The sequence below is a fragment of the Collinsella aerofaciens ATCC 25986 genome (assembly GCF_964237925.1).
Classification (GTDB): Bacteria; Actinomycetota; Coriobacteriia; order Coriobacteriales; family Coriobacteriaceae; genus Collinsella; species Collinsella aerofaciens_BJ.
The window spans coordinates 61,356-84,287 of record NZ_CAXSKI010000004.1; the positions used below are offsets into that span (position 1 = coordinate 61,356).

Consider the following 22,932-nt stretch of genomic DNA (forward strand, 5'->3'; position numbering starts at 1 on the left):
GGCTGTCCCCAATAATTCTCAACTGTTCGCAATTGAGTTACAATATGGATAAGTTATCGAGAACACGCAGGTAAGAGGTGGTATTGATGGAGGCGGAGCAGTATTGGAGCGTTTACGATTGCTCGATCGCTGATTTGGGCGAAGGCAGCGCGGGGTATCCGAAGCTCCCCCGAGCGATCCGCATCGACAGGGACAAGGAGCTCAAGAAGGCGGTCGCCCTCCCGAGAGGCTTCGTCACGAAGGTCCTGCTCGACTACGACTTCTCGGACGACGAGCAGGTGCTGTCGTTCTTGAGGGAGTACGGTCCCGTGATGTGCCCTTACGCCGGCGCCATCGACCGCACCTTTGCTGCGATCGAGGACCCCCTTTCGTACCGTCGTCTGCTCCACAGCGTCGTCTCCGAGCGCCAAGCAGAGGACGAGCGACGCGACGGAGGCGCCTTCGCCCGCCTGTTCAGCATCGTGAGAGACATGAGGGACAGGATGGGGTCCCGTGACCGGTGGCCCCTCGACCCGTCCGAAAACTTCTCGGGGTGCGACTACGCGTGGGATGCCAAGAGGCTGTTCTACTCCGGGATGACCGCCAGCGCCGAGTCCGATTACCTTCGAGCGGGCTGCCGCGGCTTCGTGCGCTATCTCGAAGACGATGACAAACTCGTCGGTACAGAGCGGCTTCGGGCCCTTGCCTGGAACGAGGCGGCGGGCAGGCATCACGATGCCGGGTTCTGGGAGGCGCCTCCGTGCCTCATATCGTTGGAGGAAACGCGGGCGGTGCTCTATCTGCTGCAGATGGCGTCCGTGGTATTACAGGGGTTTTCCTACATCGACGATACGGCCAGCGAGCGCCATATCACCGGACTCCAGCGTCATCGCTACGTGAGCGCCCTCAAGCCGGGGTCGCTTGAGGGCGTGAGGAAGGGGGAGACTGAGAAAATCGAGCGCGCAGCCAGACGCGTCGGCGGAATGCAGCTGGACATTCGCCGGGTCGAGAGGCTCTTCGACCTGTTCATCAAGGGCCGACCCAACCTCATCAAGGCGTTTTGCGCGGTAAGCTGGGAATACCTCCCCACCTTCGAGGAACCCGACTCAAGGCCGGGCATGCCGGACGGCATCCTGAACGATTCCGAGGCAAAGCGCGTAGACGAAATCGTGCACAAGGCGTTGGAGCGCAGCGGGGACGACCCCGAGACACTGGCCCTTCTCGAGAGGCGTCCGCTGTGGCAGGCGTGGGATGGGCTTCAGGGGGACCTCGCGATATTCCTCGAGGCCTGCCTTACGAACTGCTGGGGGACCTACGGTCACCGCCTCGTTTCAAAGGAGTCCCTGCGCGTGGACGGCCTCGAGGACGGAGGGGCGTACTTCGGCGGCTCTGCGGACAGGATGACGCTCCAAAGGGCGATTGCCGAGCAGATCGTCGAGAACCTTGACCTCGCCCGCAGGAAGAATCCTGAGACCAGGCGAAAAGGGGCGGAGGACGACCCGGTTTGGCAGGTCTGCTCCGTGTGCGGAAGCCTCTACATGGCGAGGAGCAGGTCGAGGAAGCTCGTCCTCCTCGGGGAGGAGAAGCCGAGCCGATTCAAGATTCCGACGGCTACCACGTGCTCAGAGGCGTGCCGCATGGCCGCGACGCGGGCATAGCGGCAGGATGTCGTACCGATTGAGTGGGGCGCAGCTCAATAGCGGGCTGCGCCCTCTCTTATCCGGCGAGCCCCTCGAGCGCTTCCGCCGCCGACTCCATCCCGGCGGGCGTGTTGGACGTATAGACGTTGAGGGTCATTGCCGCATTTGCGTGACCGAGAAGATAGGAGACAGTCTTCACGTTCACCCCTTGGGAGATAAGGTGCGTGGCGAACGTGTCGCGGAGGTCGTGGAACGTGGCTCGCTTTCCAGCCGCTCCGATGAGGTTCATCGCCTTGGCGAGCGACGTGAAGTCCTTCGTGATGCGGTCGGGCGTGTAGAACGAGTCTCCGTCTCCGAGGACATAGCGGTCCTCCCGCGCGCTTACCCCGAGAGAGCTCCTGAGGGAGCGCAGAGTATCGGCGAGCCCCTTCTCGAGGACGACCTCCCGTTCGCCTGCCTCGGTCTTCGTGCCCTTGAGATAGGGTCTCCCGTTCGACACCCCGACGGCGCGACCGACTCTGATTCTGTTGGCAATGAGGTCAACGTCGCCCCACCTGAGGCCAGCGACCTCCTCCCTTCTGAGTCCGGCGAGCAGCCCGAGGCGCGCCGCAACGCTCTGCTTGGTCGTGGGGGACGCGTCCAGGACGGATAAAAGCATCGAACGGCTCCTCTCGTCGAGCGCGTTCGGACGAGGCTTCCGACGCTTCGGCGGCTTGGTCGCCTTGTTGAAGGGGCTGCGATGGATATGGCCCATCTCGCAGGCGTAGTCCATCACCTGTTTGAAGAAGCGATGGTCCTTTGCAACGGTATCGGCGACGAGGCCGTCCGCGAGCAGGGCTGCCTGCACGTCCATGACGTTCTCCGGCGTTATCTCTTCGATTGAGTAGCCCTCGAGATAGCGCGCGAGATGCTTGATTGAGCTGCGGTAGTTGGTTGCGGTGCTCGCCTCTATCTGCTGGGAGCGCTCGCGCTCGTCAACGTAATCCAACATGTACGCAATGAGCTCGCGACTTGAGGCGCCGTCGCCGTCCTGCTTGATCAGCTCCCTTCTGATGTCCTCCATGATGAGGGTCGCGGCTCGGCGAGAGGTTGCTTCGAACGATCTGGTTACGATGCTCGAGCCGTTTCTATCGGTTCGGCAGAAGCGTGCTTGCCAGTGCCCCTTGCTTCGCTCGCGCAGGCTGCCTTTCGAGTAAGTTGCCATTGAGATCAGCTCCCGAGTATCTGTCCAAATGAATGATGTCCGCTGTCCAAACGCTGTCCAAAATAGGTTCGGACTTACCGTAACGGACGGCCTGTCTGGAATCATAGAGAATCAGAAAAGCCGAGATAGACGGACCAATCGGACGCTCTGGATGCATGAAGTGTGAAGATTGATTCACTGGGAAACGCCTGTTGGCGGAGCGGCAGGGCGCTGACACGGAAGAGGTCAGAAGTTCAAATCTTCTAACGCCCACCAAATGTTCGCAGCCCAGAGGCTTAGCCTCTGGGCTGTTTTGTTTTGGTCGCCAAATACGTCACCAAATTACGAGTTTTTTGATCTTCCGGGATGCTTCTCAGTGGTCATCCGAGGAAACTCTCGTCTTTTCCGTTTGCATACACATATCTTTCAAGGATTCGTGTCGCGTTGCATGAGGCTCGGCAGGGCACGACCGCAACATGTTGGTCAAGCATAATCTTTTGGATTCTTTTGGCGTGAGCGGCTTGGTTTTGGTAGGATTTGTCAGCGGCTTGACTAAGGGGGTTTTATAACTGCCATGCAGGTAGCCGTGTTGGTAACGTTCTACCGACTTGTCAAATACCCCTCATTTTTAATGCGTCTGCAAAATGACCAATTGCTTTGACCTGCTGAAACACTATATGTTGTGTTTGACCTAAAAAAAGAATACAGGATATAGGTGCGTCTTTGTCGTATGATAGATGGCGGACAGAGAACGAAGACCTTGTTCGTCCCATTTGGACACGCCTTTGAGCCGCTTGATCGGCCGCGAGGATTGTCCGCATGAGGACCTATGGTTTATCGAGAACACAGATTGCGCGACGGCGCCGCAAGACAGGGGCAAGCCCTGCCGAGCATCGTTTGGCTCTGAAACGCAATGAGACTACGACGTGAAAGAGGCAAGAGGATGAAGATCATCAAGCGCAGCGGCACCGAGGTTGTCTTTGACATCGATAAGATTGTCAATGCGATTCGCGCCGCCAACTTGGAGGTCGAGGAGGGCTCTCGTCTTACCGACCGCCAGGTGGTTTATGCGGCGCAAAACGTCGCCGAGGCATGCGAGAACGCGGGCCACACCGTGTCGGTCGAGGAGATTCAGGATCTGGTCGAGGACGAGATTATGCGTCTCGACTGCTACGAAGTGGCCCGCCACTACATCATCTATCGCTATGTTCAGAGCCTGAAGCGCCAGAAGAACACGACCGATGACAAGATCCTGTCGCTAATTGAGTGCAATAACGAAGAGGTCAAGCAGGAGAACTCCAACAAGAACCCGACCGTCAACTCCGTTCAGCGCGACTATATGGCCGGCGAGATTTCTAAGGACCTGACCCAGCGCGTGCTGCTGCCCCAGGAGATCGTGGATGCCCATAATGAGGGCCTGATCCATTTCCACGATTCCGACTACTTTGCCCAGCACATGCATAACTGCGATTTGGTGAACCTGGAGGACATGCTCCAGAACGGCACTGTTATCTCGGGCACGCTGATCGAGAAGCCGCACAGCTTCTCGACCGCCTGCAACATCGCGACGCAGATCATCGCCCAGGTTGCTTCCTCCCAGTACGGCGGCCAGTCTATTTCGCTGACCCATCTCGCCCCGTTCGTTGAGGTGAGCCGTCAGAAGATTCGCGGCGAGGTCGCTCGCGAGCTTGAGGAGCTCGGTGTTTCGGCATCTGCCGAGAAGGTTCGCGAAGTCGTTGAGGATCGCTTGCGCGATGAGATTCGTCGCGGCGTCCAGACGATTCAGTATCAGGTCGTGACCCTTATGACCACGAATGGCCAGGCGCCGTTCGTGACGGTCTTTATGTATCTCAATGAGGCCCGTACGCCCCAGGAGAAGCACGACCTTGCCATGATCGTGGAGGAGACGCTTCGTCAGCGCTATGAGGGCGTTAAGAACGAAGCCGGCGTGTGGATCACTCCGGCGTTCCCCAAGCTTATCTATGTGCTCGAGGACGATAACGTTTACGAGGATTCCCCGTACTTCTACCTGACTCAGCTGGCTGCAAAGTGCACCGCCAAGCGCATGGTGCCCGACTACATCTCCGAGAAGAAGATGCGCGAGCTTAAGCTGTCGAAGGGCGAGACCGCGGGCAACGGCGATTGCTACACCTGCATGGGTTGCCGCAGTTTCCTGACGCCCGACCGTTCGGGCAACGGCTTTAACAACGTCGCCAACGCGCTGAACTATGACCCGACCAAGCCTAAGTACTATGGTCGCTTTAACCAGGGTGTTGTGACCATCAATCTGCCCGATGTCGCGCTGAGCTCGCATCAGGACATGGACAAGTTCTGGAAGATCTTCGACGAGCGCCTTGAGCTGTGCCATCGTGCCCTGCTGTGCCGTCATGAGCGCCTGATGGGCACGCTTTCGGATGCCGCGCCGATTCTTTGGCAGTACGGCGCCCTGGCGCGTCTGAAGAAGGGCGAGACGATCGATAAGCTGCTCGTGGGCGGCTATTCCACCATCAGCCTGGGATATGCCGGTCTGTATGAGTGCGTCAAGTACATGACGGGTCACAGCCACACCGAGAAGGAGGGCACGCCGTTTGCTATGGCCGTCATGCAGCGCATGAACGACAAGTGCGCGGAGTGGAAGGCTGCGAGCGACATCGATTTCTCGCTGTACGGCACGCCGTTGGAGTCGACGACCTACAAGTTCGCCAAGTGCTTGCAGCGCCGTTTTGGCATTATCCCGGGCGTGACGGACAAGGGCTACATCACTAACAGCTATCACGTCCACGTGTCCGAGGAGATCGATGCCTTCGACAAGCTTAAGTTTGAGGGCATGTTCCAGCAGCTTTCGCCGGGCGGTGCAATCTCCTACGTCGAGGTTCCCAACATGCAGGACAACCTCAAAGCTGTCATTCGCGTGATGCAGTACATCTACGACAACATCATGTATGCCGAGCTCAACACCAAGAGCGACTACTGCCAGGTGTGCGGCTACGATGGCGAGATTAAGATTGTCGAGGACGATGGCAAGCTGGTGTGGGAGTGCCCCAATTGCGGCAATCGTGACCAGGAGAAGATGAACGTCGCCCGTCGTACGTGCGGCTACATCGGTACCCAATTCTGGAACCAGGGCCGAACCGAGGAGATCCGCGACCGCGTGCTGCATCTCTAATAACCATCCCAGGCTGCCCCGTAGCGAGGCCCCGGACCTTTACTCGCTATTTCGAACAGTCCTGGCTCACGACGGAGGCGCCACTGGCGCCTCCTGTTCGTGCGGAACTCATATCGAGTAAAGGTCCGGGGCCTCGCTACGGGGCAGCCAAGTTGATGTAGCTGAGATGCAGCATGCGGTCTGCTCACTCCTCGAAGTTCTTAGCGGAAATGAGTTGACTTGCAACAACGCTTTGCTTGCGATGGCGGTTGAGCTGCAACAAAGTTTTTATTAGACCTCGAACCCTATGCTCGATGTTCGCTTCGTTCATTGAGTTACCCTTTGCATGAGGCCGGGACATATCGTCCCGCCCGCAGTTTCGCAGGCCGCAGGCCGAGAATGTTTGAGGACGGGATGATATGTCCCGGTCTCCCGGGAGAGTTACCTATGAACTACGCGAACATTAAGTATTTCGACATTGCTGATGGGGAAGGCGTTCGTACTTCTCTGTTTGTGAGCGGGTGCCGTCGTGGGTGCAAGAACTGCTTTAACTCTGTCGCGTGGGACTTTGCTGCGGGCGAGCCGTTCGATCGCGCCGTCGAGGATAAGATTATCGAGAGTCTCGACCATCCCTTTATTGATGGCCTGACGATTCTGGGCGGGGAGCCTATGGAACCCGAGAACCAGGCGGGGCTCGTTGATTTCATTGAGCGTGTTCGTGCCACTTATCCTGTGGATTCGGGGAAGACCATTTGGTGCTTTACCGGCGACGTGCTTGAGGAACTTATGCCGGGCGGTCGTCATCATACCGAGGTGACGGACCGCATTCTCGCCTGCCTCGACATGTTGGTGGACGGCCCGTTCGTTCAGGATCTGTATGATATCTCGTTGCGCTTTAGGGGCTCGAGCAATCAGCGCGTGATTGATATGAACGCCACGCGTGCCCGTGCCGAGCGTGAGAACGTTGCGCTTTGCGACGCCGTGGAGCTTTGGCGAGACGATCCGGTCTATTCGACCCATACTATGTAGCTTGTGGCCGATGCCGGAGGGCGTGGTACCATAGCGCGAACGCGAAATCGAAAAAAGTGAGGCCCAGATGGTCGATCAGGAAAAAGTCGAGACTGCCATTAAGCTGCTACTTGAAGGTATAGGCGAGGACCCAACTCGCGAGGGCCTGCTGGAGACGCCGGCGCGCGTCGCCCGTATGTATGGCGAGATTGCCGGCGGTATGGACCAGAGTGCCGAGGAGCATCTGTCCAAAACTTTCGCTGTCGCTTCGAACGATTTGGTTATCGAGCGAGACATTACGTTTTACTCGCTGTGCGAGCACCATCTGCTGCCGTTTTATGGCAAGGCTGCGATCGGCTATATCCCTAACGGTCGCGTGGCGGGTCTGTCTAAGCTTGCTCGCACGGTTGAGGTCTATGCCCGTCGTCTGCAGCTTCAGGAGCAGCTGTGCGCACAGGTTGCCGATGCCCTCATGGAATATCTTGCTCCCCAAGGGGCGATTGTGCTGATGGAAGCCGAGCATATGTGCATGACCATGCGCGGCGTGCAAAAGCCCGGCACCAAGACCGTGACGCTCGCTCGCCGCGGCGTCTTTGAGACCGATCCCGCGCTCGAGGAGCGGTTCTTTAGGATGCTGGGCCGCTAACCATGAGAGTCGTCAACGACTTTACATCGAAGACCGATGAGGGGACGCCGCGTCGCGGCTTTATGGCTTCGGGCCTGACTCCCTTTGGCTCCATGCCTCGCATTGATTACATTTGTGCCAACGGGCTGTTCCGGCGGCACCTGGGCAACATTGCACAGTTGGAATCGGGGCGCATCTTTTGCCGCCACGGTATTGACCATCTGCTGGATGTCGCGCGCATTATGTGGATTAAGAATCTCGAGGAACAGCTCGAATTTGACCGCGAGGTCATCTACGCCACGGCACTTCTTCACGATATCGGCAAAGATGAACAGTATGAATCGGGTATATCCCATGATGTTGCAAGCGAGCGCGTCGCTGATGCGATTCTCGGCGGCATGCCCGATGACGTGGCGTTTGAGCCGGCCGATGCCGCAGCCATTAAGACGGCCATTCTGGGCCATCGAAAGCTGCGCGTGAACAGCCAACCGCTTGAGCGTCTGCTCTATGCAGCCGACAAAGCGTCGCGCGCCTGCTTTGCATGCCCCGCGCGCAATGCTTGCAACTGGAGCGATGATAAAAAGAACCTGTCGATTCGCGTGTAGTTAGTTTGCGCGGTCGGGGTTCTAAACGAAGGAGACGATCGCGATGAGTAACAAGAAGCTGCCCGAGAATGCAACCAAGACTGAAGGCGCTGAGCTCGCCCGCCGTGGAAGGGGCGAAATATCCACTGCAACGGCGGTGCCCCACGTGAGCTATGACGATCTTCGCCATGCCGATCGCATTACTATCGACGGTCTCGAGGTCTTTGCCAACCACGGCGTGTATCCCGAAGAGAACGCGCTGGGCCAGAAGTTCATCGTGTCCCTGGTGCTCTATGCCGACCTGCGTGCAGCGGGGGAGCACGATAACCTGGACGCCTCGATTGACTACGGCTCGGTGTGCCACGATGTCGATGGCTATCTGCGTGAGCATACGTTTAAGCTTATCGAGGCTGCAGCCGAGGGTGTGGCCCAGATGCTGCTACGTCGTTACCCCCTGATGCTTGGCGTGCGCGTTAAGCTCGATAAGCCTTGGGCGCCCGTCGGTCTTCCCCTGGCAAGCTGCGGTGTCGAGATCGAGCGCGTGCGCTAGTCGACGCTAGGGCTTGTTGAGGGGTGGCTGCTTGAGCCGCTGGGACAGTGCTCTATTGTTGGGGCAGTACGTGTCGAGCAGGGCGTGAAACCGCCGATTGTGGCTTGGCTCGAGCAAGTGGACGAGCTCGTGGGCGACAACCATGTCGAGGCATTCGACGGGGTAGGCGGCAAGTTCTCGTGCGATGCGAACGGCGCCGGATTTGGGCGTGCAGGAGCCCCAACGCGTTTTCATGCTGCGTACGGAAACGCGGGAAACGGCGACACCCATTGCGATTTCGTATGCGTGCACCATATCGTGCAGCGCCGTGGTGACCTCGGTTGCATAGAGCTGGTCGATGTGGGCTTGGAGCTCATCGGACGTTAGGCCGTCGAGGATTGCGCGCCGCTGGGCTTGTGGGCCTTCGTCCGATTCATCGGTACCCATAAAACTTGCGAAGGTGGCCTGTTTGGGTCGCGGTGCGGGTGATGCAAAGTTGTGATCGAGCGCATCCTGTACCGTGATGGGCTTGCCCCAAAGTGCAATGATGGACGAGGGGCTGAGCGGCTCTCGTGCCGTCGCCTGACGTTGCTCGCGCTGGGCAAGTCGACTGATAATCCAGGCGCTGTTGCGCTTCACAAACGCTTCGATACGCTCGCGGCTGGCGTCGAGCGGTGCACTGGCGTGGACCTCACCGCTCGATGTGACGCGTAGGTTGAAGTTCTTGACGCGCTTTTTGGTAACGACGACGGGGATGGATGTGCCATCCGGTCGGGATACGGTAATCGTAAATTGCTGCGTCAAAAGCGGTCCTTCAGATTGGGGACGGGCCGCATGTCGACCGTTCGGCATGCGGCCCGCTCAGGGGATGTGAAATTAATAACGCTCGAAGAAGGCAAGGGCATTATCGCTGCAGAGCTTCTGCATCACGGTCTTGCCAAAGTGCTTGGAGAGCATGTTCTGGAACTCGGGCATCTTGCTGGCATCGGAGAGGAAGGCGGGCACCGTGGCACCGTCCCAGTCGCCGCCGAGCGCGATGACATCCTCGCCGCCCAGGTCGAGCCAGTGCTCGATATGTGCCGCTAGCTGGTCGAAGGTGACGTCTGCGGCGGTCTTGTCGGTTGCGTCGTTGGAAAGGAACTCGCTGCAGTAGTTGAGGCCGACGATACCGCCCATGTCGCGAATGGTGCGGAACTGGTCGTCGGTAAGGTTGCGTTTGACGCCGCAAACCGCACGGGAGTTGGAGTGGCTGGCGACGAAGGGACGCGTGGCGTGGGCGACAACCTCGTCAAAGCACTCATCGTTGAGGTGGGAGACGTCGAGTACCATGCCGGCGTGCTCCATCTGCGTAAGTGCCTCGATGCCGGCGCCGGTGAGGCCGGCGTGGGTGTCGTGGCCGCTCGCGAGCGGCCCCTGCGCATTCCAGCTGAGTGACGACATAAGCACGCCCAAGCTCTTGAGCACTTCGATCAGCGCGGGGTCCTCGGCAAAGAACGTGGCGTTTTCGATGGTGTGGATGCAAGCGACCTTGCCGTCCTTGAGCGCGGGGCGAATGTCTGCGGCGCTGCGCACGTTGACCATACGGTCGTGGTTGAGCATTGCCTGGCCGCTCATATGCGCCATGATCTGCGCCTGGAAGCGCGCGGCGTGGGCGGTGGGAATCTCGTCGGGGACAAACGTGGCGAAGCACTGTGCCCACGGCGTGTTGCCGATCTTTGCGAGCGAGATGGCACAGGCGTTACCCTCGATGAGGTCGAAATCTTGCGGATGCGTTTCGTCGCCGGGGAAATAGCCGTCGGTGCCGGCGGTAAAGCGCAGGTCGAGATCGAGCGTGGCCCAGCCGATGCGGTCGGCGGTGTCGCAGTGTAGGTCAAATACGGGATATGCCATGGTTCCTCCGGTTGCAGCGTTTCTTTGCAAACTGTCATTGAATTGTATGACTAGGGTATAGTTAGCGCCATATGTTCACGGCGGCCCGCGTTGTGCGCCGCCCTTATCACGGAGGTTACCATGTCTAACCAGGGCAAGAAGGTCAAGACCCATTATCGCGGCACGCTCGACGACGGCACGCAGTTCGATAGCTCCTACGATCGCGGCGAGCCGCTGGAGTTCACCTGCGGCGCCGGTCAGATGATCAAGGGCTTCGACGCCGCTGTTGTCGATATGCAGGTGGGCGAGAAGAAGACCGTGCACATTCCTGCTGCCGATGCCTATGGCGAGCACAATCCCGAGATGGTTCTGACCTTCCCGGCCGAGCAGGTTCCCAACATCGAGCAGATCGAGAAGGGCATGAAGCTCTTCCTGTCCACGCCGAGCGGCATGCCTGTCCCCGCCGTCGTCATTGACGTGACGCCCGAGGCCGTGACGCTCGACGCCAACCACGAGCTGGCCGGCAAGGACCTCAACTTTGATATCGAGCTCGTCGAGGTCGAGGGTTAGAGCATGCCTGAGCGCTTGGTTTCGACGACATGCTTGGGAAATCTCAACGATCCGTCCTATGAACTCCTGCTTCGCCGGAAGCTGGGCGGCGTCTTTGAAGTTGACGAGCTGCTGCTCGATTGGGACCAGGCTGATGTATACGCGTTTGTGGGCGTGACGGAGCTGGGGCGCACGGTCGATGTTCGGCTGGATACTGCCGACGGCGGTCGTTTTGTCGACGGCGACGTGCTCGCCGTCGACCGTTCGGGCGTGGTGCCCGTGGCGGTTGTTGTGCGCCTGCGCAGCGCCGAGGTTTATTTGGTCGAAGTTGACCGCTTGGACCCGATTGCGCTCGCGCATGCGTGCTGGGAGATCGGCAATATGCATGCGCCGCTTTTTCGAGGCGATTCGGACGAGCATACCGTGCGCATGTATACGCCGGTGCAGCCTGTTTTGGGCCGCATGCTCCGGGGCGTCGAGGGCGTTCGGCTCTCGACGGTTACCCGTGAACTCGATTCGGACCGGCGCTTTGCGTCGAGTGCGGCGGATGCCGTTGTGAGTATGGCTCCAGACTTTACGATCGTAAAGAAGGCGCGCGGCTAAGCACGCATATGCGCAAGACGGGCTTTGAGGGGCGACCAATCAAGGTCCGTCTTGCTGTTGATAGGAGGCTTTGGGGGAACATATGGGTCTTGAGGGAATCAAGCTGATTGCCTGCGATTTGGACGGCACGTTGCTGCATCCGGGGGAGCGCGAGCCGCGTTCCGAGGCCTTTGAGCTTATCGATGAGCTGCATCGTCGCGGTATCGTGTTTATGCCGGCGAGCGGTCGTCAATATGCGAGCTTGCGCTATCTGTTTACCCCGGTGGCCGATGAGCTCGCCTATGTATGCGAGAACGGAGGCCTGGTGATGAGCGAGGGGCGTGCCGTTGTCAAGCGCTCCATGGAGCGTAGCCTTGCTATGGATATCGCGAATGCCGTGGTTGCGTATCCCCATGCCGACGTGACCCTTTCGTGTGAGGGACACCTCTACACCATGAGCGGCAACGATGCGTTCGTCGACCATTTGCGCTATGAGGTCCACTGCGATGTGGCGGTGGTCGACCGTCCCGAGGACATCGACGAGGACGTCATTAAGATTGCCTTCCAGACGCCCGAGGTGGATCAGCCGGCGGCCCTGGAGTATTTTGAGCGCCTCTTTAGCGACCGTGTCGACGTGATGACGTCGGGAACCGAGTGGACGGACTTTATCGGCTTTGGTTCGGGCAAGGGTTCCGCGCTTGCCGATTACGGTCGTGCCCTGGGAATTTCGCCCGACGAGATGATGGCGTTTGGCGATAACGAAAACGACCGCGACATGCTCAACGTAGTGGGCCATCCTTATCTAATGGAGAGCTGCAATCCCTCTATGTGTGGCATCAACGACCGCGTCCGCTACGTGCGCACGGTCGAAGAAGAACTGCGCCGCCTGCTCGCCGAGTAGATATATGTGGCATGCCTAGGAATCTCTTTTTGCTGCAGAGTGCAGAAAGGTGGATTTTAAGGCATGTCCCGAACATCTACCGGCAGTCGGGGCAGAGACCCTCGAAGATGGTGTAGTGCGACGTGACGTGCCAGCCGATTTGCTCGGATGCCTTGGCGTCGAGCTGGGCATCGAAGGGGAGCGGTACGTCGATGACGCGGCTGCACGAGGTGCAGATGATATGCGCATGCGGCTCGATCGTGCGATCGAAGCGGCTGCCGCCCGGCGTCTTGATGGAGAGAATCTCGCCGGCGTCGGCCAAGAGATTGAGGTTGCGGTAGACCGTGCCGCGGCTGATTTTGTCATCCTGCGCGCGCACGACGTTGTAGATTTCGTCGGCGGTGGGATGGTTATAGCTTTGGCGCACGGCGTCAAGAACCAGCTTTCGCTGCCTGGTATTCCTTCTTTGCACCGCCATGCGCCTCGCCTCTTTTCTATCAACGGTCGTAGGTAAATGATACCGTATTTAGCACACAATACTAATAACGAGGCGTGAAACCGTCTTCATTGGCAAGTGGGGCTCGGGCCTGGGCGTCTACGAGGCGAAAACGCGTTCCCATACGCTCGTAGGAGGCATGAAGCGCCTCGAGATGAGATAGGATATTTGCCGGAGCCCCCTGTATCTCCATCTCGACTGAGCCGTCTTCCATGTTACGCACCCAGCCGGTGAGCGCGCGTGCCTGCGCGAGGTTGGTGTTGGTAAAGCGAAAGCCAACGCCCTGGACTTGCCCCGCCCAGCGCAGGAAATAGCGCAGGGGAGTGTCTTGAGTGGCCTCGTCGCTTGCGAGCACAGTAAGCCTGCGGCGCAGCTCGAGCTCGACGCTTGATGGTTTTTGAGGCTCTCGACTGCTGCCGGTGACGCTGGAGAAGAACGTATCGAAGAGGCCCATAGCTATGCCTGCTTGCCTGCGTCGGCCGGGAAGGTTATGCCGGCCTGCTGGCGCACGGCATCCATGATGCGCAGTGAGACGAGTGTGACATCGCGGTAGTGGCCAAGCTCGTGGCGTCCCGCCGGGGTCTCCCAAATCTCTTCCTTAACGTTATCGATGCCGCCGATGGCGGTGATAAAGTCTGTGAGTTCGTATTCCATAGTGTTGCTCGATTTGGGCAGGTCGAGCACGCGGCCGTTGTCTCCCTGTTCGCGCGGTGCCTCGGTCGCCGAGCCGCGTACGACGTCGCCGCGATAGTCGATGCGGACGTTGCGGGGCGTGGACAGATGGTCGATCTGGATAGTGCCACGCTCGCCTTCGATCTGCGAGGGCAGCAGGTCATTCGTAATTTTGGAGTGCGCGAGCTCGACGGAGATACGCCCTCCGCCATAACTGGCGAGAATGGAGCCGCAGCCGTCGATGGGGCCATGGGTGAGCTCTTGCGTTGAGGGGTCGAGCAGCGTGGTCATGCTGGTGAGACCGGAGGGCATGCCGAAGATCTCGACCATGGGCTCGACGGTGTAGACGCCAATGTCCATGAGGGAACCCGATGCCATATTGCAGTCGAAGATATTGGTGGCACGTCCCGCGAGAATCTCGTTGTAGCGCGAGGAATACTTGCCAAAGCGCAATGAGGCGCGGCGGATGGGGGCAATCTCGCCTAGGACGTCCTCGATGGCGTGGAAGGCGGGATCGTGGAGGGGACGCATAGCCTCGAGGGCCACGACACCTGCTGTCTCGGCAGCGCGAAAGACCTCGAGCGCCTGCGCTTCGGTGGCGCAGAAGGGCTTTTCGACGATGACATGCTTGCCACCGGCGATGCAGGCAAGGGCCTGCTCGTAGTGAAGTGCGTTAGGGCTGCCGATATAGACGGCGTCGACGTCGCCGGCTGCCGCAAGCTCATCGAGTGACGTAAAGTTTCGCTCGCCACCGCGCTCGGCGGTAAAGGCAGTACCGCGCTCGGCATCGCGCGAGAGCGTGCCCACAAACGCGGCTTGGTCGTTGGCGTTGACGACCTGGATAAAGTCGTCGGTAATCATGGATGTGCCGATGGTCGCTATACGCAGCATGTATCCCCCTCGTGCCGTTCGGTTTACAGGATGAGTGTAGCGCGAGGGGGCAGGAAATAGCGTGCGAAAACGCCGTTACAGGTCGCTCTCGTTAAAGCCGGTGTCGATATCGAGGTTGCTGCCGTCGGCCGCCGTGGTGGCGAGCTCATCGCAGCGCTCGTTGAGCTCGTGGCCGGCGTGACCCTTAACCCAGATGAACTCAACCTTGTGCTTGCTTTTGGCGGTGAGCAGGCGCTCCCACAGGTCGCGGTTCTTGACGGGCTGCTTGTTGGCGGTTTTCCATCCGCGCTTTTTCCAGCCGTCGATCCAGTGCTTGTTAAAGGCGTTGACGACGTACTGCGAATCGGAATGGACTTCGACGTCGCAGGGGCGGTTAAGTGCCTCGAGCGCCACGATGACCGCCATGAGCTCCATGCGGTTGTTGGTGGTCTTGGCATAGCCGCGCGAAAGCTCGGAGGTGAAGGTCTTGCCGGCGGGGTTGGTGTATTTGAGCACGGCGCCGTAGCCGCCGCGTCCCGGATTTGATCGGGCCGAGCCGTCGGTATAGATGATGACCTTCACGGGCTTCCTTTCGTTGGGTACGTTTCGTGTGAGTGACCATTGTAGCGCCATGCCCGCCGGGGGCTAGCAATCTACGATTTCTACCCCGTCTTCCGACAGTTAGTTGGCATGGATGATGCGGTTGAGCTCGTCGAGGTATTGCTGCAAGAGGGGAGAGGGCTTGCGCTCGTCGTGCATGATATAGCCTACGTGCATCGTTGGGGCGTCTGCTAACGGGATCGATGCCATACCCCATTGCATTTCATTGGAGAGGACACCGGTCGACAGGGTGTAACCGTTTGACGTGATAAGTAAGTTAGTAAGTGTTCCGCGGTCCGAGATTCGTATGTTGCGGTCGCAAGGGATATAGCTAAAAGGTTCCTCGGCGTAATAGAAGGAGTTCGAGGTGCCTTGCTCAAAGCTGTAGCGCGTATAGGGTGTGAGGTCGGCAAGGGACAGCTGCGGGCGGCGGGCAAGCGGGTGGCGCTCGCTAACGAAGACGTGGACCGTCGCGTCGAATAGGGGATGGAAGCTCGCGCGCGCATCGGCAAAAGCCTTCTGCAGAACGCGGGCGTTAAAGTCGTCCAGATAGAGGATGCCGATATCGCTGCGAAACGCGCGCACGTCGTCGATGATCTGCGCTGTGGTGGTCTCGCGCATGATGAACTCGAACTTGCTGTCGCGGCAGCGCTCGACCACGTTGACAAAGGCCTCGACCGAAAACGCGTAGTGTTGGGCCGAGATGGCAAGGCGGGCCTGAGGTGTACCGCCGTCCTCGTAGCGTGCCTCGAGCATGTCGGCCTGCTCTACGACCTGGCGCGCATAGCCCAAAAGCTCGGTGCCGTCGTTGGTGAGTGCAACACCGCGGCTAGAGCGCGTAAAAATTTCGATATGAAGTTCCTGCTCCAGGCTTTTGACGGCGTTTGAGATGTTGGACTGAGCAGTATAGAGGCGCTGAGCTGCGGCGTTGATTGAGCCGGACTCTGCCACGGCGATCAGAAAACGAAGCTGCTGGAGGGTCATCGGCGCTCGTCCTTTCGATTGTTATCTATAAAACAGATAACAGGTTAGCGCTTTTAAGTGATTGACCGAGGGAAACAATGCTCGTACTATTCAAAACACACAAAGGTGGTAGGTAATTAAGCCAACCACGGAACCGGGATGCGAAAGGAGGCCCGCATATGAATTGCTTACCAAGACGAATGCCGGGCTCCTGTTTGCGCCCGTCGGCGTGATCAGGAGACAGCGACTTACTTCTCTCTTTTTATTTACTTTTGTTCGATCAAGGAGATCATCATGAGCCAGTTCATCAACAACCCCGAGCACACCTTTGGTTTCGATACCCTGCAGCTGCACGTTGGCCAGGAGAGCGCCGATCCTGCATCCGACTCCCGTGCCGTGCCTATCTACCAGACCACGAGCTATGTGTTCCGCAACTCCCAGCACGCCGCCGACCGCTTTGGTCTTGCCGATGCCGGTAACATCTACGGCCGTCTGACCAACTCCACCCAGGGCGTCTTCGAGGACCGTATCGCCGCCCTCGAGGGTGGCGTGGCAGGTCTTGCCGTCGCCTCCGGTGCTGCTGCCATCACCTATACCCTGCAGGCTCTTGCCCAGGCCGGTGACCACGTAGTGGCTCAGAAGACCATCTACGGTGGCTCCTACAACCTGCTGGAGCATACGCTCTCCCAGTTTGGCGTCGAGACCACGTTTGTCGATGCCCATAATCTGGAAGAGGTCGAGGGTGCCATCAAGGACAACACCACGGTCGTCTATCTCGAGACGCTCGGCAACCCCAACTCCGACATCCCCAACATCGACGCCATCTCCGAGATCGCCAAGAAGCACGGTCTGCCGGTTGTCGTCGACAACACCTTCGGCACCCCGTATCTGTTCCGTCCGCTGGAGCATGGTGCCAACATCGTCGTCCACTCCGCGACCAAGTTTATCGGCGGCCACGGCACCTCGCTGGGCGGCATGATTGTCGACGGCGGTAACTTCGATTGGAAGGCGAGCGGAAAGTACGCCCAGATCGCTGAGCCCAACCCCTCCTACCACGGTGTTTCGTTTGCCGAGGCTGCCGGTCCCGCCGCCTTCGCAACCTATGTCCGCGCTATCCTGCTGCGTGACGAGGGCGCCTGCATCAGCCCGTTCAACGCCTGGGTCCTGCTCCAGGGCACCGAGACTCTGTCGCTGCGCGTTGACCGTCATGTCGAGAACACCAAGAAGGTCGTTGAGTTCCTGGCTGGTGACAGCCACGTCGCCAAGGTGAACCACCCGAGCCTGCCTGAGCATCCCGATCACGAGCTCTATCAGAAGTACTTCCCCCGTGGCGGTGCCTCGATCTTCACCTTTGAGATTAAGGGCGGCCAGGAGGCAGCTTGGAAGTTCATCGATCATCTGCAGGTGTTCTCGCTGCTCGCCAACGTGGCCGACGTCAAGTCGCTCGTCGTGCACCCGGCTACCACCACGCACTCCCAGCTCTCTGCCGAGGAACTCGCCGAGCAGAACATCACGCCCTCCACGATCCGTCTTTCCATCGGTACCGAGAACGCCGAGGATATCATTTGGGATCTGAAGCAGGCCTTCGCCGCGCTGGACGAGTAAGGCGACTTGTGCAAGGACCCCTTGCGACTCGATAGGTATAACTGCATAAAATGCCTGCTCAAGGCGCCTGTGCGAACGATGGTTGCACAGGCGCCTTTTTTGCATAGGAAGGGCGCTGTTACAGGGTTTTTGGCATGCTTTATGCAATCGAGATGTGGAAAACTCCTGTTGAGAGGATGTGAGTTTTACGCAATTGACGTGCGCCTTTTGAGTAAAACCGCAGGTCGCGATTTGCTCGGGGTACTATGCAGCGCGATCGAATCACACGCAGCTCAAACGCAGCAAAAACGCACTACGGAGGTTTCCAGCTACATGAGGATCGATTCACGAAAACCGAAAGCCGCCGCCCTTTCCGCCGCTCTGACCGTGGCACTTTTGGCGGGCGCCGGCGCAACTGATGTCCACGCGGCAACACTATCCGATACGGTCGGATCTACGCCGTCCGAGGCGACGCTGGTGCAGCCCGTCGACTACCGCGGCGACGGCTATGGCTCTATGCAGGAGTGGAACGCCTCGATGGGGGCAAAGCGCGATTCCCTGGAGATGCGCGCTCAGATCATTATGAATATGTATGGCGACTATGCTACCGATGACGAGCGCGCTGTGTTGCAGGGCTGCATCGACGGTGCGGGTAGTCTGTTGACGATGGGGGAGGTCGATGCCAAGTCGACCGAGCTCGACGAGCTTCGCTCTACGCTTGAGGATGCCAAGCGCGAGGCGCTCGAGGCTGCCGCAGCCGAAGCCGAGGCCGCTGAGGCCGTTCAGGCTTCGTATTACAACGCCGGCTCCGGCTCGTCTTACGCGTCTGCTGCGTATTACGCGAACGGCTCGGGCCTGACGCGCTCGAGCGGCGTCAATAACTATAACGGCCGCCGCGAGACTTATTACAGCAGCAACGTGTTGTATCACCACCGCACGGGCGAATGGACGCAGGATTCCGAGGGCTTTTGGCGCGATTCTGATGGTTACTACGTCGTGGCCGCGGGTGATAAGGCTCAGGGCTCCACGTTTACCGGTTCCAAGGGCGAGTGCAAGGTCTATGACTCCGGCTGCGCCGCCGGAACCACCGACTACTACACTGGCTGGTAATTTTTCTGCATCACGGATATTTGGCGGACGGGCGTCTTTACCGAGCTTTAGGGCAACGTAAGGACGCCCGTTCTATGTATGCGCTTGAGCTAACAGAGCCCTTACCGTGACGGTACGTCGCGCATATGGGCGCGGGGCACACTAGTTCATGAGAAATAAGGTCTTTCTCGTGGAGGAAGTGGTCTTGTGAACGCTCGAGATATTGCCATTGCCGCCGTCGCATTGGTGCTTGGCTGCCTTGGTCCTACGGCCGCGCTCGTTGCGGGCATGCAGGGGTCTTGTGGGGCTGCCTCTATCGTGGTCAGTGCGTTGGTCGCGGCCGCACTGCTGGGAAGTGCGGGTGTAGTCCTTTGTCGCGACGATGAGGACCAGGCGTCGGAGTCGCAGCTCTAACCGTCGGGACATCGACTACTGGTTATAGATGAAGATGAAAGCCGCCGTAAGGGGAGTGCTCCTTGTGGCGGCTTTGCTGTTGAGCCTGTTGACGTGGTGAGCCGGGCGCTACCAGCTTTTCTCGATATCGCGGATGCGCTGATAGAGCCAATCGTTTTGCGGCACTTGGATATCGTGTTTGACGGCCAGGCGGCAAATGGTGCCCGCGAACTCCTCGACTTCGGTTTTTCGTTGCGCGATGCGGTCCTGCGCCATCGAGGGCATACCGGTGGGGTCGATTCCCTCGATGAGGTGCACCATCTGCGTCAGGTCTGCCTCGGTCAGCTCAATGCCCTCGGCGTTGGCGACCGCAAGCGTTTCGCGCATGGCAGAAACAAAGCAGCGACGCTGCTCGGAGCCCGGCTCCGTGGCGCTTCCGTAGGTCCCGCCGTAGGCCATGCACGTCTGGTTGATGCCGTCGTTGAGCATGAGTTTGGCCCACATGCGGTGCGCAACGTCGCTCTCGACGTTATGGGCGATGCCGCAGCGCGTGTAGAGCTCGTCGATGGCGGTGACGGTTGCGAGCTCGGTGCCGGCCGCCGCGCCAAAGCGGATTTCGCCCGCATTGGTAAAGGTGAGCTCTCCGTTGAGGAACACGGCGTCCATGCCCTGGCAAATGCCAAGAACGGTATGCTCCCAGCCAAAGCGCTCGGCAATCTTCTGCTCGCTCGTAATGCCGTTGCACAGCGAGGCGATGAGCGTATTGGGTCCCACGACGCGCTCCATAGTCTTGAGTGCTTGGTTGAGTCCAGTCGTCTTGACCGTGAGAATGACCAGATCGGCGGGCGTTGCCTCGCTGGCGCGGACGGACTTGAGCGCGCAGGGCTTGCCATTGACGGTGAGCGCATCGCCCGCGTGACGCTCAAAACGGACGTCATCCATAACGTATTCGACGGCGTCGTTGCCGAGTGCCTGGGCGATCATACTGCCGTAGAGTAGCCCGACGCCGCCCTTGCCGATAAAGGTGACCTTGTTGATCTGCATGTGAATTATCTCCCCATATAAAAGGCGCCCGCGTAAGGGGCGCCTGATGGATTGTATGCTGCCAGGGTGATTGGTGGGTGCGCGGGGCGGCTGTTATAAAAAAGAAACGTTTGCCTGGACGCTACGCTGCAGGGCAGACCGCAAAGACATGCGCGTGGTCATGTCCGGCTCCTTTCATCGGGCTTTTTGCTGATGTTAAAGCGGTGCCGTGACGGCTCGATTTCTGCTGCGTTACGATACGTTCTCGATTGCGATTCCACGATGTTTCGGCTGCGTGACCATTGTGTTTCGCCTTGCCGGGGCGCTGATGGCGAAGGGAGGGGCCGTGCAATACCGTGTTGACCCCAAAAGTGGTAACCGAATATCCGCTCTGGGTCTGGGCTGCATGAGGTTTCCCGGTGCGCCGGGACACCCCGATGCGAAGACGGCCGATGCCATCATCTCCCGCGCGGTGGAGCAGGGGATTAACTACCTGGACACGGCCTATCTCTATCCCGGCAACGAGGCGTGCGTGGGTGCGTCGCTTGAGCGCCTGGGCTTGCGCGACCAGGTTTTGCTCGCAACCAAGCTGCCGCATGCTTCGTGCAAATGCGCGGAGGATTTCGACCGGTTCTTCGACGAGCAACTGCGCCGCCTACGGACCGACCATATCGACTATTACCTCATGCATAACATTACCTCGCCCGCCCAGTGGGAACGTGTGGTGGCGTTGGGCATTGAGGACTGGATCGCGTGTCAAAAGGCGGCGGGGCGCATTCGCCAGATTGGTTTTTCGTACCACGGCAGCGCGGTGGATTTCCTGACGATGCTTGACGCATATGACTGGGATTTTTGCCAGATCCAGTACAATTACGCTGGAGAGCGATATCAGGCGGGAACAGCGGGGCTCATGGCCGCCGCCGAGCGAGGCCTCGCGGTGTTTGTGATGGAGCCGCTGCTGGGCGGGCGTTTAGCGGGCAAGCTGCCGCCACGGGCCCGCGCTGTGCTCGATAGTGCCCGTGACCCGCATTTGCTCACTCCTGCCGCCTGGGGTCTTTCGTGGGTGTGGAATCATCCTCAGGTGACGATGCTGCTTTCGGGTATGACCGATACCGCGCAGGTGGATGAGAATTCGTCACTGGCAGACCTCGCGTTGCCGAATTCGATGACTGCCAACCAGCTCGACACGATCGCGCACGTGCTGGATGAGTTTGAAAAATCGAATCGCGTGCCCTGCACGGGATGCGGCTATTGCATGCCGTGCCCTAAAGGCATCAATATCCCTGGATGTTTTGCCGCCTACAACGCAAGCTATGCGCACAGCTGGTTTACGGGGCTGTCTCAATACTTTACGGCGAGCGCGGTGCGCACAAGCGAGCCCAAGTTGGTGAGCAATTGCGTCAAATGCGGCAAATGCGCGCGGCACTGCCCACAGCACATCGATATTCCCGAGTGTCTCGACGATGTGCGCCGACGTTTCCAGCCTGGTCCCGTGACGGCGGTGCTTAAGGCCTTCGGCAAAACACGCTCCTCATGACCCTTTTATATCTTGTGATGGAATAGTTCCTGTTTGCGGCAGAATAAGGCATCAACAGGAACTATTTCACCGCAACTGATGGGAGGCTATCGTGGGTGACCGAGGTTTACGAAATGATTCGCGTGAGGTTCGTTGGGGCATTTTGGGCGCTGGGCACATTTCTCATCGATTTGCATCGTCGCTCAAGAAGGCCGACGGGGCACGGCTGGTGGCTGCGGCCGGCCGCACTCCTGCACATGTCGAGGAATTTTGCCGAGCGTTTTCGATCGATGCTGCGCATGGCCATGCCTCGGTCGACGATAACGGCAATGCGGCTTATGACGCGCTGATTGCCGACCCCGATGTCGACGCAATCTACTTGGCTCTTCCGCATGGCATGCATACGCGTTGGGCCTGTCGCGCGCTGCGCGCCGGAAAGGCCGTGCTGTGCGAAAAGCCGGCCGTTTTGAGTGAGGAAGAGGCTCTCTCGATTGCCTCCATCTCTCGCGAGCGCGGCGTGCTGTTTATGGAGGCGATGAAGAATCGGTTTTGCCCGATGCGCACTCGCGTGAAGGACTTGCTTGCGTCGGGTGAGCTTGGCCGTATTGTCTCGATTGAAAGCGTGCAAAAGCTCGATTACGGCGAGCCTCCTTCGGGCTATCTGCTTGATCCGTTGCAGGGCGGCTGTCTATATGATATGGGCTGCTATGCAGTCGGTTGGTTTGAGGATTTGCTCGCGGGCGCGTGCGAGGTTTCTTCCCGTGAAGTTCGCTGGCGTGACGTATCGGGCGGCCGCGTCGATTGGGCCGACGAGATCCATATGAGCGTCGGCGGTATACCCATTCATATGGTGTGCGACGGCAAAGCAACATATGAAAGCCGCTTAACGATTGCCTGTGAGCGGGGCTCGTTGGAAATCGAGCGGCTCCATCGCCCCGAGCTCGCTCATGTGAAGTATTCCGACGGTCGAACGCTAGAAATAAATGCCCCGTTTGAGATCGATGATTTCTACGGCGAAATCCAGCATGCGACGCAGCTTATTCAGGCGGGGAAACTCGAGAGTCCCGTCATGCCCCTTGCCGCCACGCAGCGCTGTGCACACATCATCGATGCGATTCGCTTGAAACTTTAGGGCGTGGGGGCATGGCGCCAG

Annotated in this window: 23 protein-coding genes; 14 read left to right on the forward strand and 9 right to left on the reverse strand. The window is 59.1% G+C overall.

What is annotated here, in order from left to right; all coding sequences use genetic code 11:
* Nucleotides 1–86 precede the first annotated feature (86 nt).
* Nucleotides 87–1,637, forward strand: coding sequence for a hypothetical protein (locus ACESWY_RS02915; protein ID WP_373094298.1), 1,551 nt, complete (start codon nucleotides 87–89; stop codon nucleotides 1,635–1,637).
* Nucleotides 1,638–1,695: 58 nt separating this feature from the next.
* Here ACESWY_RS02915 and ACESWY_RS02920 read toward each other — a convergent pair whose 3' ends face one another.
* A complete protein-coding gene (locus tag ACESWY_RS02920; protein WP_373094300.1) occupies nucleotides 1,696–2,682 on the reverse strand; it encodes a tyrosine-type recombinase/integrase in 987 nt (328 codons plus the stop codon).
* 1,063 nt (nucleotides 2,683–3,745) lie between these two features.
* Here ACESWY_RS02920 and nrdD point away from each other — a divergent pair.
* From nrdD to folB, 5 genes are all read left to right on the forward strand, one after another.
* The gene (nrdD, locus tag ACESWY_RS02925) at nucleotides 3,746–5,968 is read left to right on the forward strand and encodes an anaerobic ribonucleoside-triphosphate reductase (protein ID WP_373094302.1); all 2,223 of its coding nucleotides are present in this window, start codon (nucleotides 3,746–3,748) and stop codon (nucleotides 5,966–5,968) included.
* Nucleotides 5,969–6,394: 426 nt separating this feature from the next.
* Nucleotides 6,395–6,976: an anaerobic ribonucleoside-triphosphate reductase activating protein gene (gene nrdG, locus ACESWY_RS02930; protein ID WP_373094304.1), complete on the forward strand. Its 582-nt coding sequence runs from the start codon at nucleotides 6,395–6,397 to the stop codon at nucleotides 6,974–6,976.
* Nucleotides 6,977–7,043: 67 nt separating this feature from the next.
* The gene (gene folE / locus ACESWY_RS02935; protein ID WP_117766073.1) at nucleotides 7,044–7,601 is read left to right on the forward strand and encodes a GTP cyclohydrolase I FolE; all 558 of its coding nucleotides are present in this window, start codon (nucleotides 7,044–7,046) and stop codon (nucleotides 7,599–7,601) included.
* 2 nt (nucleotides 7,602–7,603) lie between these two features.
* The gene (locus ACESWY_RS02940) at nucleotides 7,604–8,185 is read left to right on the forward strand and encodes an HD domain-containing protein (protein ID WP_373094306.1); all 582 of its coding nucleotides are present in this window, start codon (nucleotides 7,604–7,606) and stop codon (nucleotides 8,183–8,185) included.
* 43 nt (nucleotides 8,186–8,228) lie between these two features.
* Nucleotides 8,229–8,714, forward strand: coding sequence for a dihydroneopterin aldolase (folB, locus tag ACESWY_RS02945; RefSeq protein ID WP_373094308.1), 486 nt, complete (start codon nucleotides 8,229–8,231; stop codon nucleotides 8,712–8,714).
* Nucleotides 8,715–8,720: 6 nt separating this feature from the next.
* On the opposite strand, the gene ACESWY_RS02950 is transcribed toward folB, so the two are convergent.
* Together ACESWY_RS02950 and ACESWY_RS02955 are read right to left on the reverse strand one after the other, a co-directional pair.
* Nucleotides 8,721–9,497 carry a M48 family metallopeptidase gene (locus tag ACESWY_RS02950; protein WP_373094310.1) on the reverse strand — a complete coding sequence of 259 codons (777 nt, stop codon included), beginning with the start codon at nucleotides 9,495–9,497 and terminating at the stop codon, nucleotides 8,721–8,723.
* Between the two features lie 72 nt (nucleotides 9,498–9,569).
* Nucleotides 9,570–10,583 (reverse strand): dipeptidase, encoded by a 1,014-nt coding sequence (locus tag ACESWY_RS02955; protein ID WP_035138875.1) that lies wholly within the window; start codon nucleotides 10,581–10,583, stop codon nucleotides 9,570–9,572.
* Nucleotides 10,584–10,703: 120 nt separating this feature from the next.
* Between ACESWY_RS02955 and ACESWY_RS02960 the strand changes: the two genes are divergently transcribed.
* From ACESWY_RS02960 to ACESWY_RS02970, 3 genes are all read left to right on the forward strand, one after another.
* Nucleotides 10,704–11,132: an FKBP-type peptidyl-prolyl cis-trans isomerase gene (locus tag ACESWY_RS02960; RefSeq protein WP_035138874.1), complete on the forward strand. Its 429-nt coding sequence runs from the start codon at nucleotides 10,704–10,706 to the stop codon at nucleotides 11,130–11,132.
* 3 nt (nucleotides 11,133–11,135) lie between these two features.
* Nucleotides 11,136–11,714: an urease accessory protein UreE gene (locus ACESWY_RS02965; protein WP_250787605.1), complete on the forward strand. Its 579-nt coding sequence runs from the start codon at nucleotides 11,136–11,138 to the stop codon at nucleotides 11,712–11,714.
* Between the two features lie 82 nt (nucleotides 11,715–11,796).
* A complete protein-coding gene (locus ACESWY_RS02970; protein ID WP_373093544.1) occupies nucleotides 11,797–12,594 on the forward strand; it encodes an HAD-IIB family hydrolase in 798 nt (265 codons plus the stop codon).
* Between the two features lie 76 nt (nucleotides 12,595–12,670).
* Here ACESWY_RS02970 and ACESWY_RS02975 read toward each other — a convergent pair whose 3' ends face one another.
* The 5 genes from ACESWY_RS02975 to ACESWY_RS02995 form a co-directional block, all read right to left on the reverse strand.
* Nucleotides 12,671–13,051, reverse strand: coding sequence for a Fur family transcriptional regulator (locus tag ACESWY_RS02975; RefSeq protein ID WP_172677978.1), 381 nt, complete (start codon nucleotides 13,049–13,051; stop codon nucleotides 12,671–12,673).
* 61 nt (nucleotides 13,052–13,112) lie between these two features.
* The gene (locus ACESWY_RS02980) at nucleotides 13,113–13,523 is read right to left on the reverse strand and encodes an acylphosphatase (protein ID WP_373093545.1); all 411 of its coding nucleotides are present in this window, start codon (nucleotides 13,521–13,523) and stop codon (nucleotides 13,113–13,115) included.
* A gap of 2 nt (nucleotides 13,524–13,525) precedes the next feature.
* Nucleotides 13,526–14,632, reverse strand: a complete 1,107-nt coding sequence (locus tag ACESWY_RS02985) for a Gfo/Idh/MocA family protein (protein ID WP_195624790.1) — start codon at nucleotides 14,630–14,632, stop codon at nucleotides 13,526–13,528.
* 75 nt (nucleotides 14,633–14,707) lie between these two features.
* Nucleotides 14,708–15,244 carry a ribonuclease HI gene (rnhA, locus tag ACESWY_RS02990; RefSeq protein ID WP_195521723.1) on the reverse strand — a complete coding sequence of 179 codons (537 nt, stop codon included), beginning with the start codon at nucleotides 15,242–15,244 and terminating at the stop codon, nucleotides 14,708–14,710.
* Nucleotides 15,245–15,292: 48 nt separating this feature from the next.
* Nucleotides 15,293–16,195: a LysR family transcriptional regulator gene (locus ACESWY_RS02995; protein ID WP_373093548.1), complete on the reverse strand. Its 903-nt coding sequence runs from the start codon at nucleotides 16,193–16,195 to the stop codon at nucleotides 15,293–15,295.
* A gap of 273 nt (nucleotides 16,196–16,468) precedes the next feature.
* Here ACESWY_RS02995 and ACESWY_RS03000 point away from each other — a divergent pair, with 273 nt between their 5' ends.
* The 3 genes from ACESWY_RS03000 (at nucleotide 16,469) to ACESWY_RS03010 (ending at nucleotide 19,261) form a co-directional block, all read left to right on the forward strand.
* On the forward strand, nucleotides 16,469–17,779 hold the full coding sequence (locus ACESWY_RS03000; protein ID WP_373093550.1) for an O-acetylhomoserine aminocarboxypropyltransferase/cysteine synthase family protein: 1,311 nt from the start codon (nucleotides 16,469–16,471) through the stop codon (nucleotides 17,777–17,779).
* A gap of 312 nt (nucleotides 17,780–18,091) precedes the next feature.
* Nucleotides 18,092–18,868 carry a hypothetical protein gene (locus tag ACESWY_RS03005; RefSeq protein ID WP_373093552.1) on the forward strand — a complete coding sequence of 259 codons (777 nt, stop codon included), beginning with the start codon at nucleotides 18,092–18,094 and terminating at the stop codon, nucleotides 18,866–18,868.
* A gap of 186 nt (nucleotides 18,869–19,054) precedes the next feature.
* Nucleotides 19,055–19,261: a hypothetical protein gene (locus tag ACESWY_RS03010; protein WP_035138870.1), complete on the forward strand. Its 207-nt coding sequence runs from the start codon at nucleotides 19,055–19,057 to the stop codon at nucleotides 19,259–19,261.
* A gap of 108 nt (nucleotides 19,262–19,369) precedes the next feature.
* Here the strand turns inward: ACESWY_RS03010 and ACESWY_RS03015 are convergent, their stop codons facing one another.
* Entirely contained in the window at nucleotides 19,370–20,284 is a 915-nt protein-coding gene (locus ACESWY_RS03015) for a ketopantoate reductase family protein (RefSeq protein WP_373093554.1), read from the reverse strand.
* 325 nt (nucleotides 20,285–20,609) lie between these two features.
* Between ACESWY_RS03015 and ACESWY_RS03020 the strand changes: the two genes are divergently transcribed.
* Both ACESWY_RS03020 and ACESWY_RS03025 read left to right on the forward strand, forming a co-directional pair.
* Complete coding sequence (locus ACESWY_RS03020) at nucleotides 20,610–21,800, forward strand: aldo/keto reductase (RefSeq protein ID WP_195503329.1); 1,191 nt, start codon at nucleotides 20,610–20,612, stop codon at nucleotides 21,798–21,800.
* A 91-nt stretch (nucleotides 21,801–21,891) separates the two neighbouring features.
* A complete protein-coding gene (locus tag ACESWY_RS03025; RefSeq protein WP_373093556.1) occupies nucleotides 21,892–22,911 on the forward strand; it encodes a Gfo/Idh/MocA family protein in 1,020 nt (339 codons plus the stop codon).
* Nucleotides 22,912–22,932: the final 21 nt, after the last annotated feature.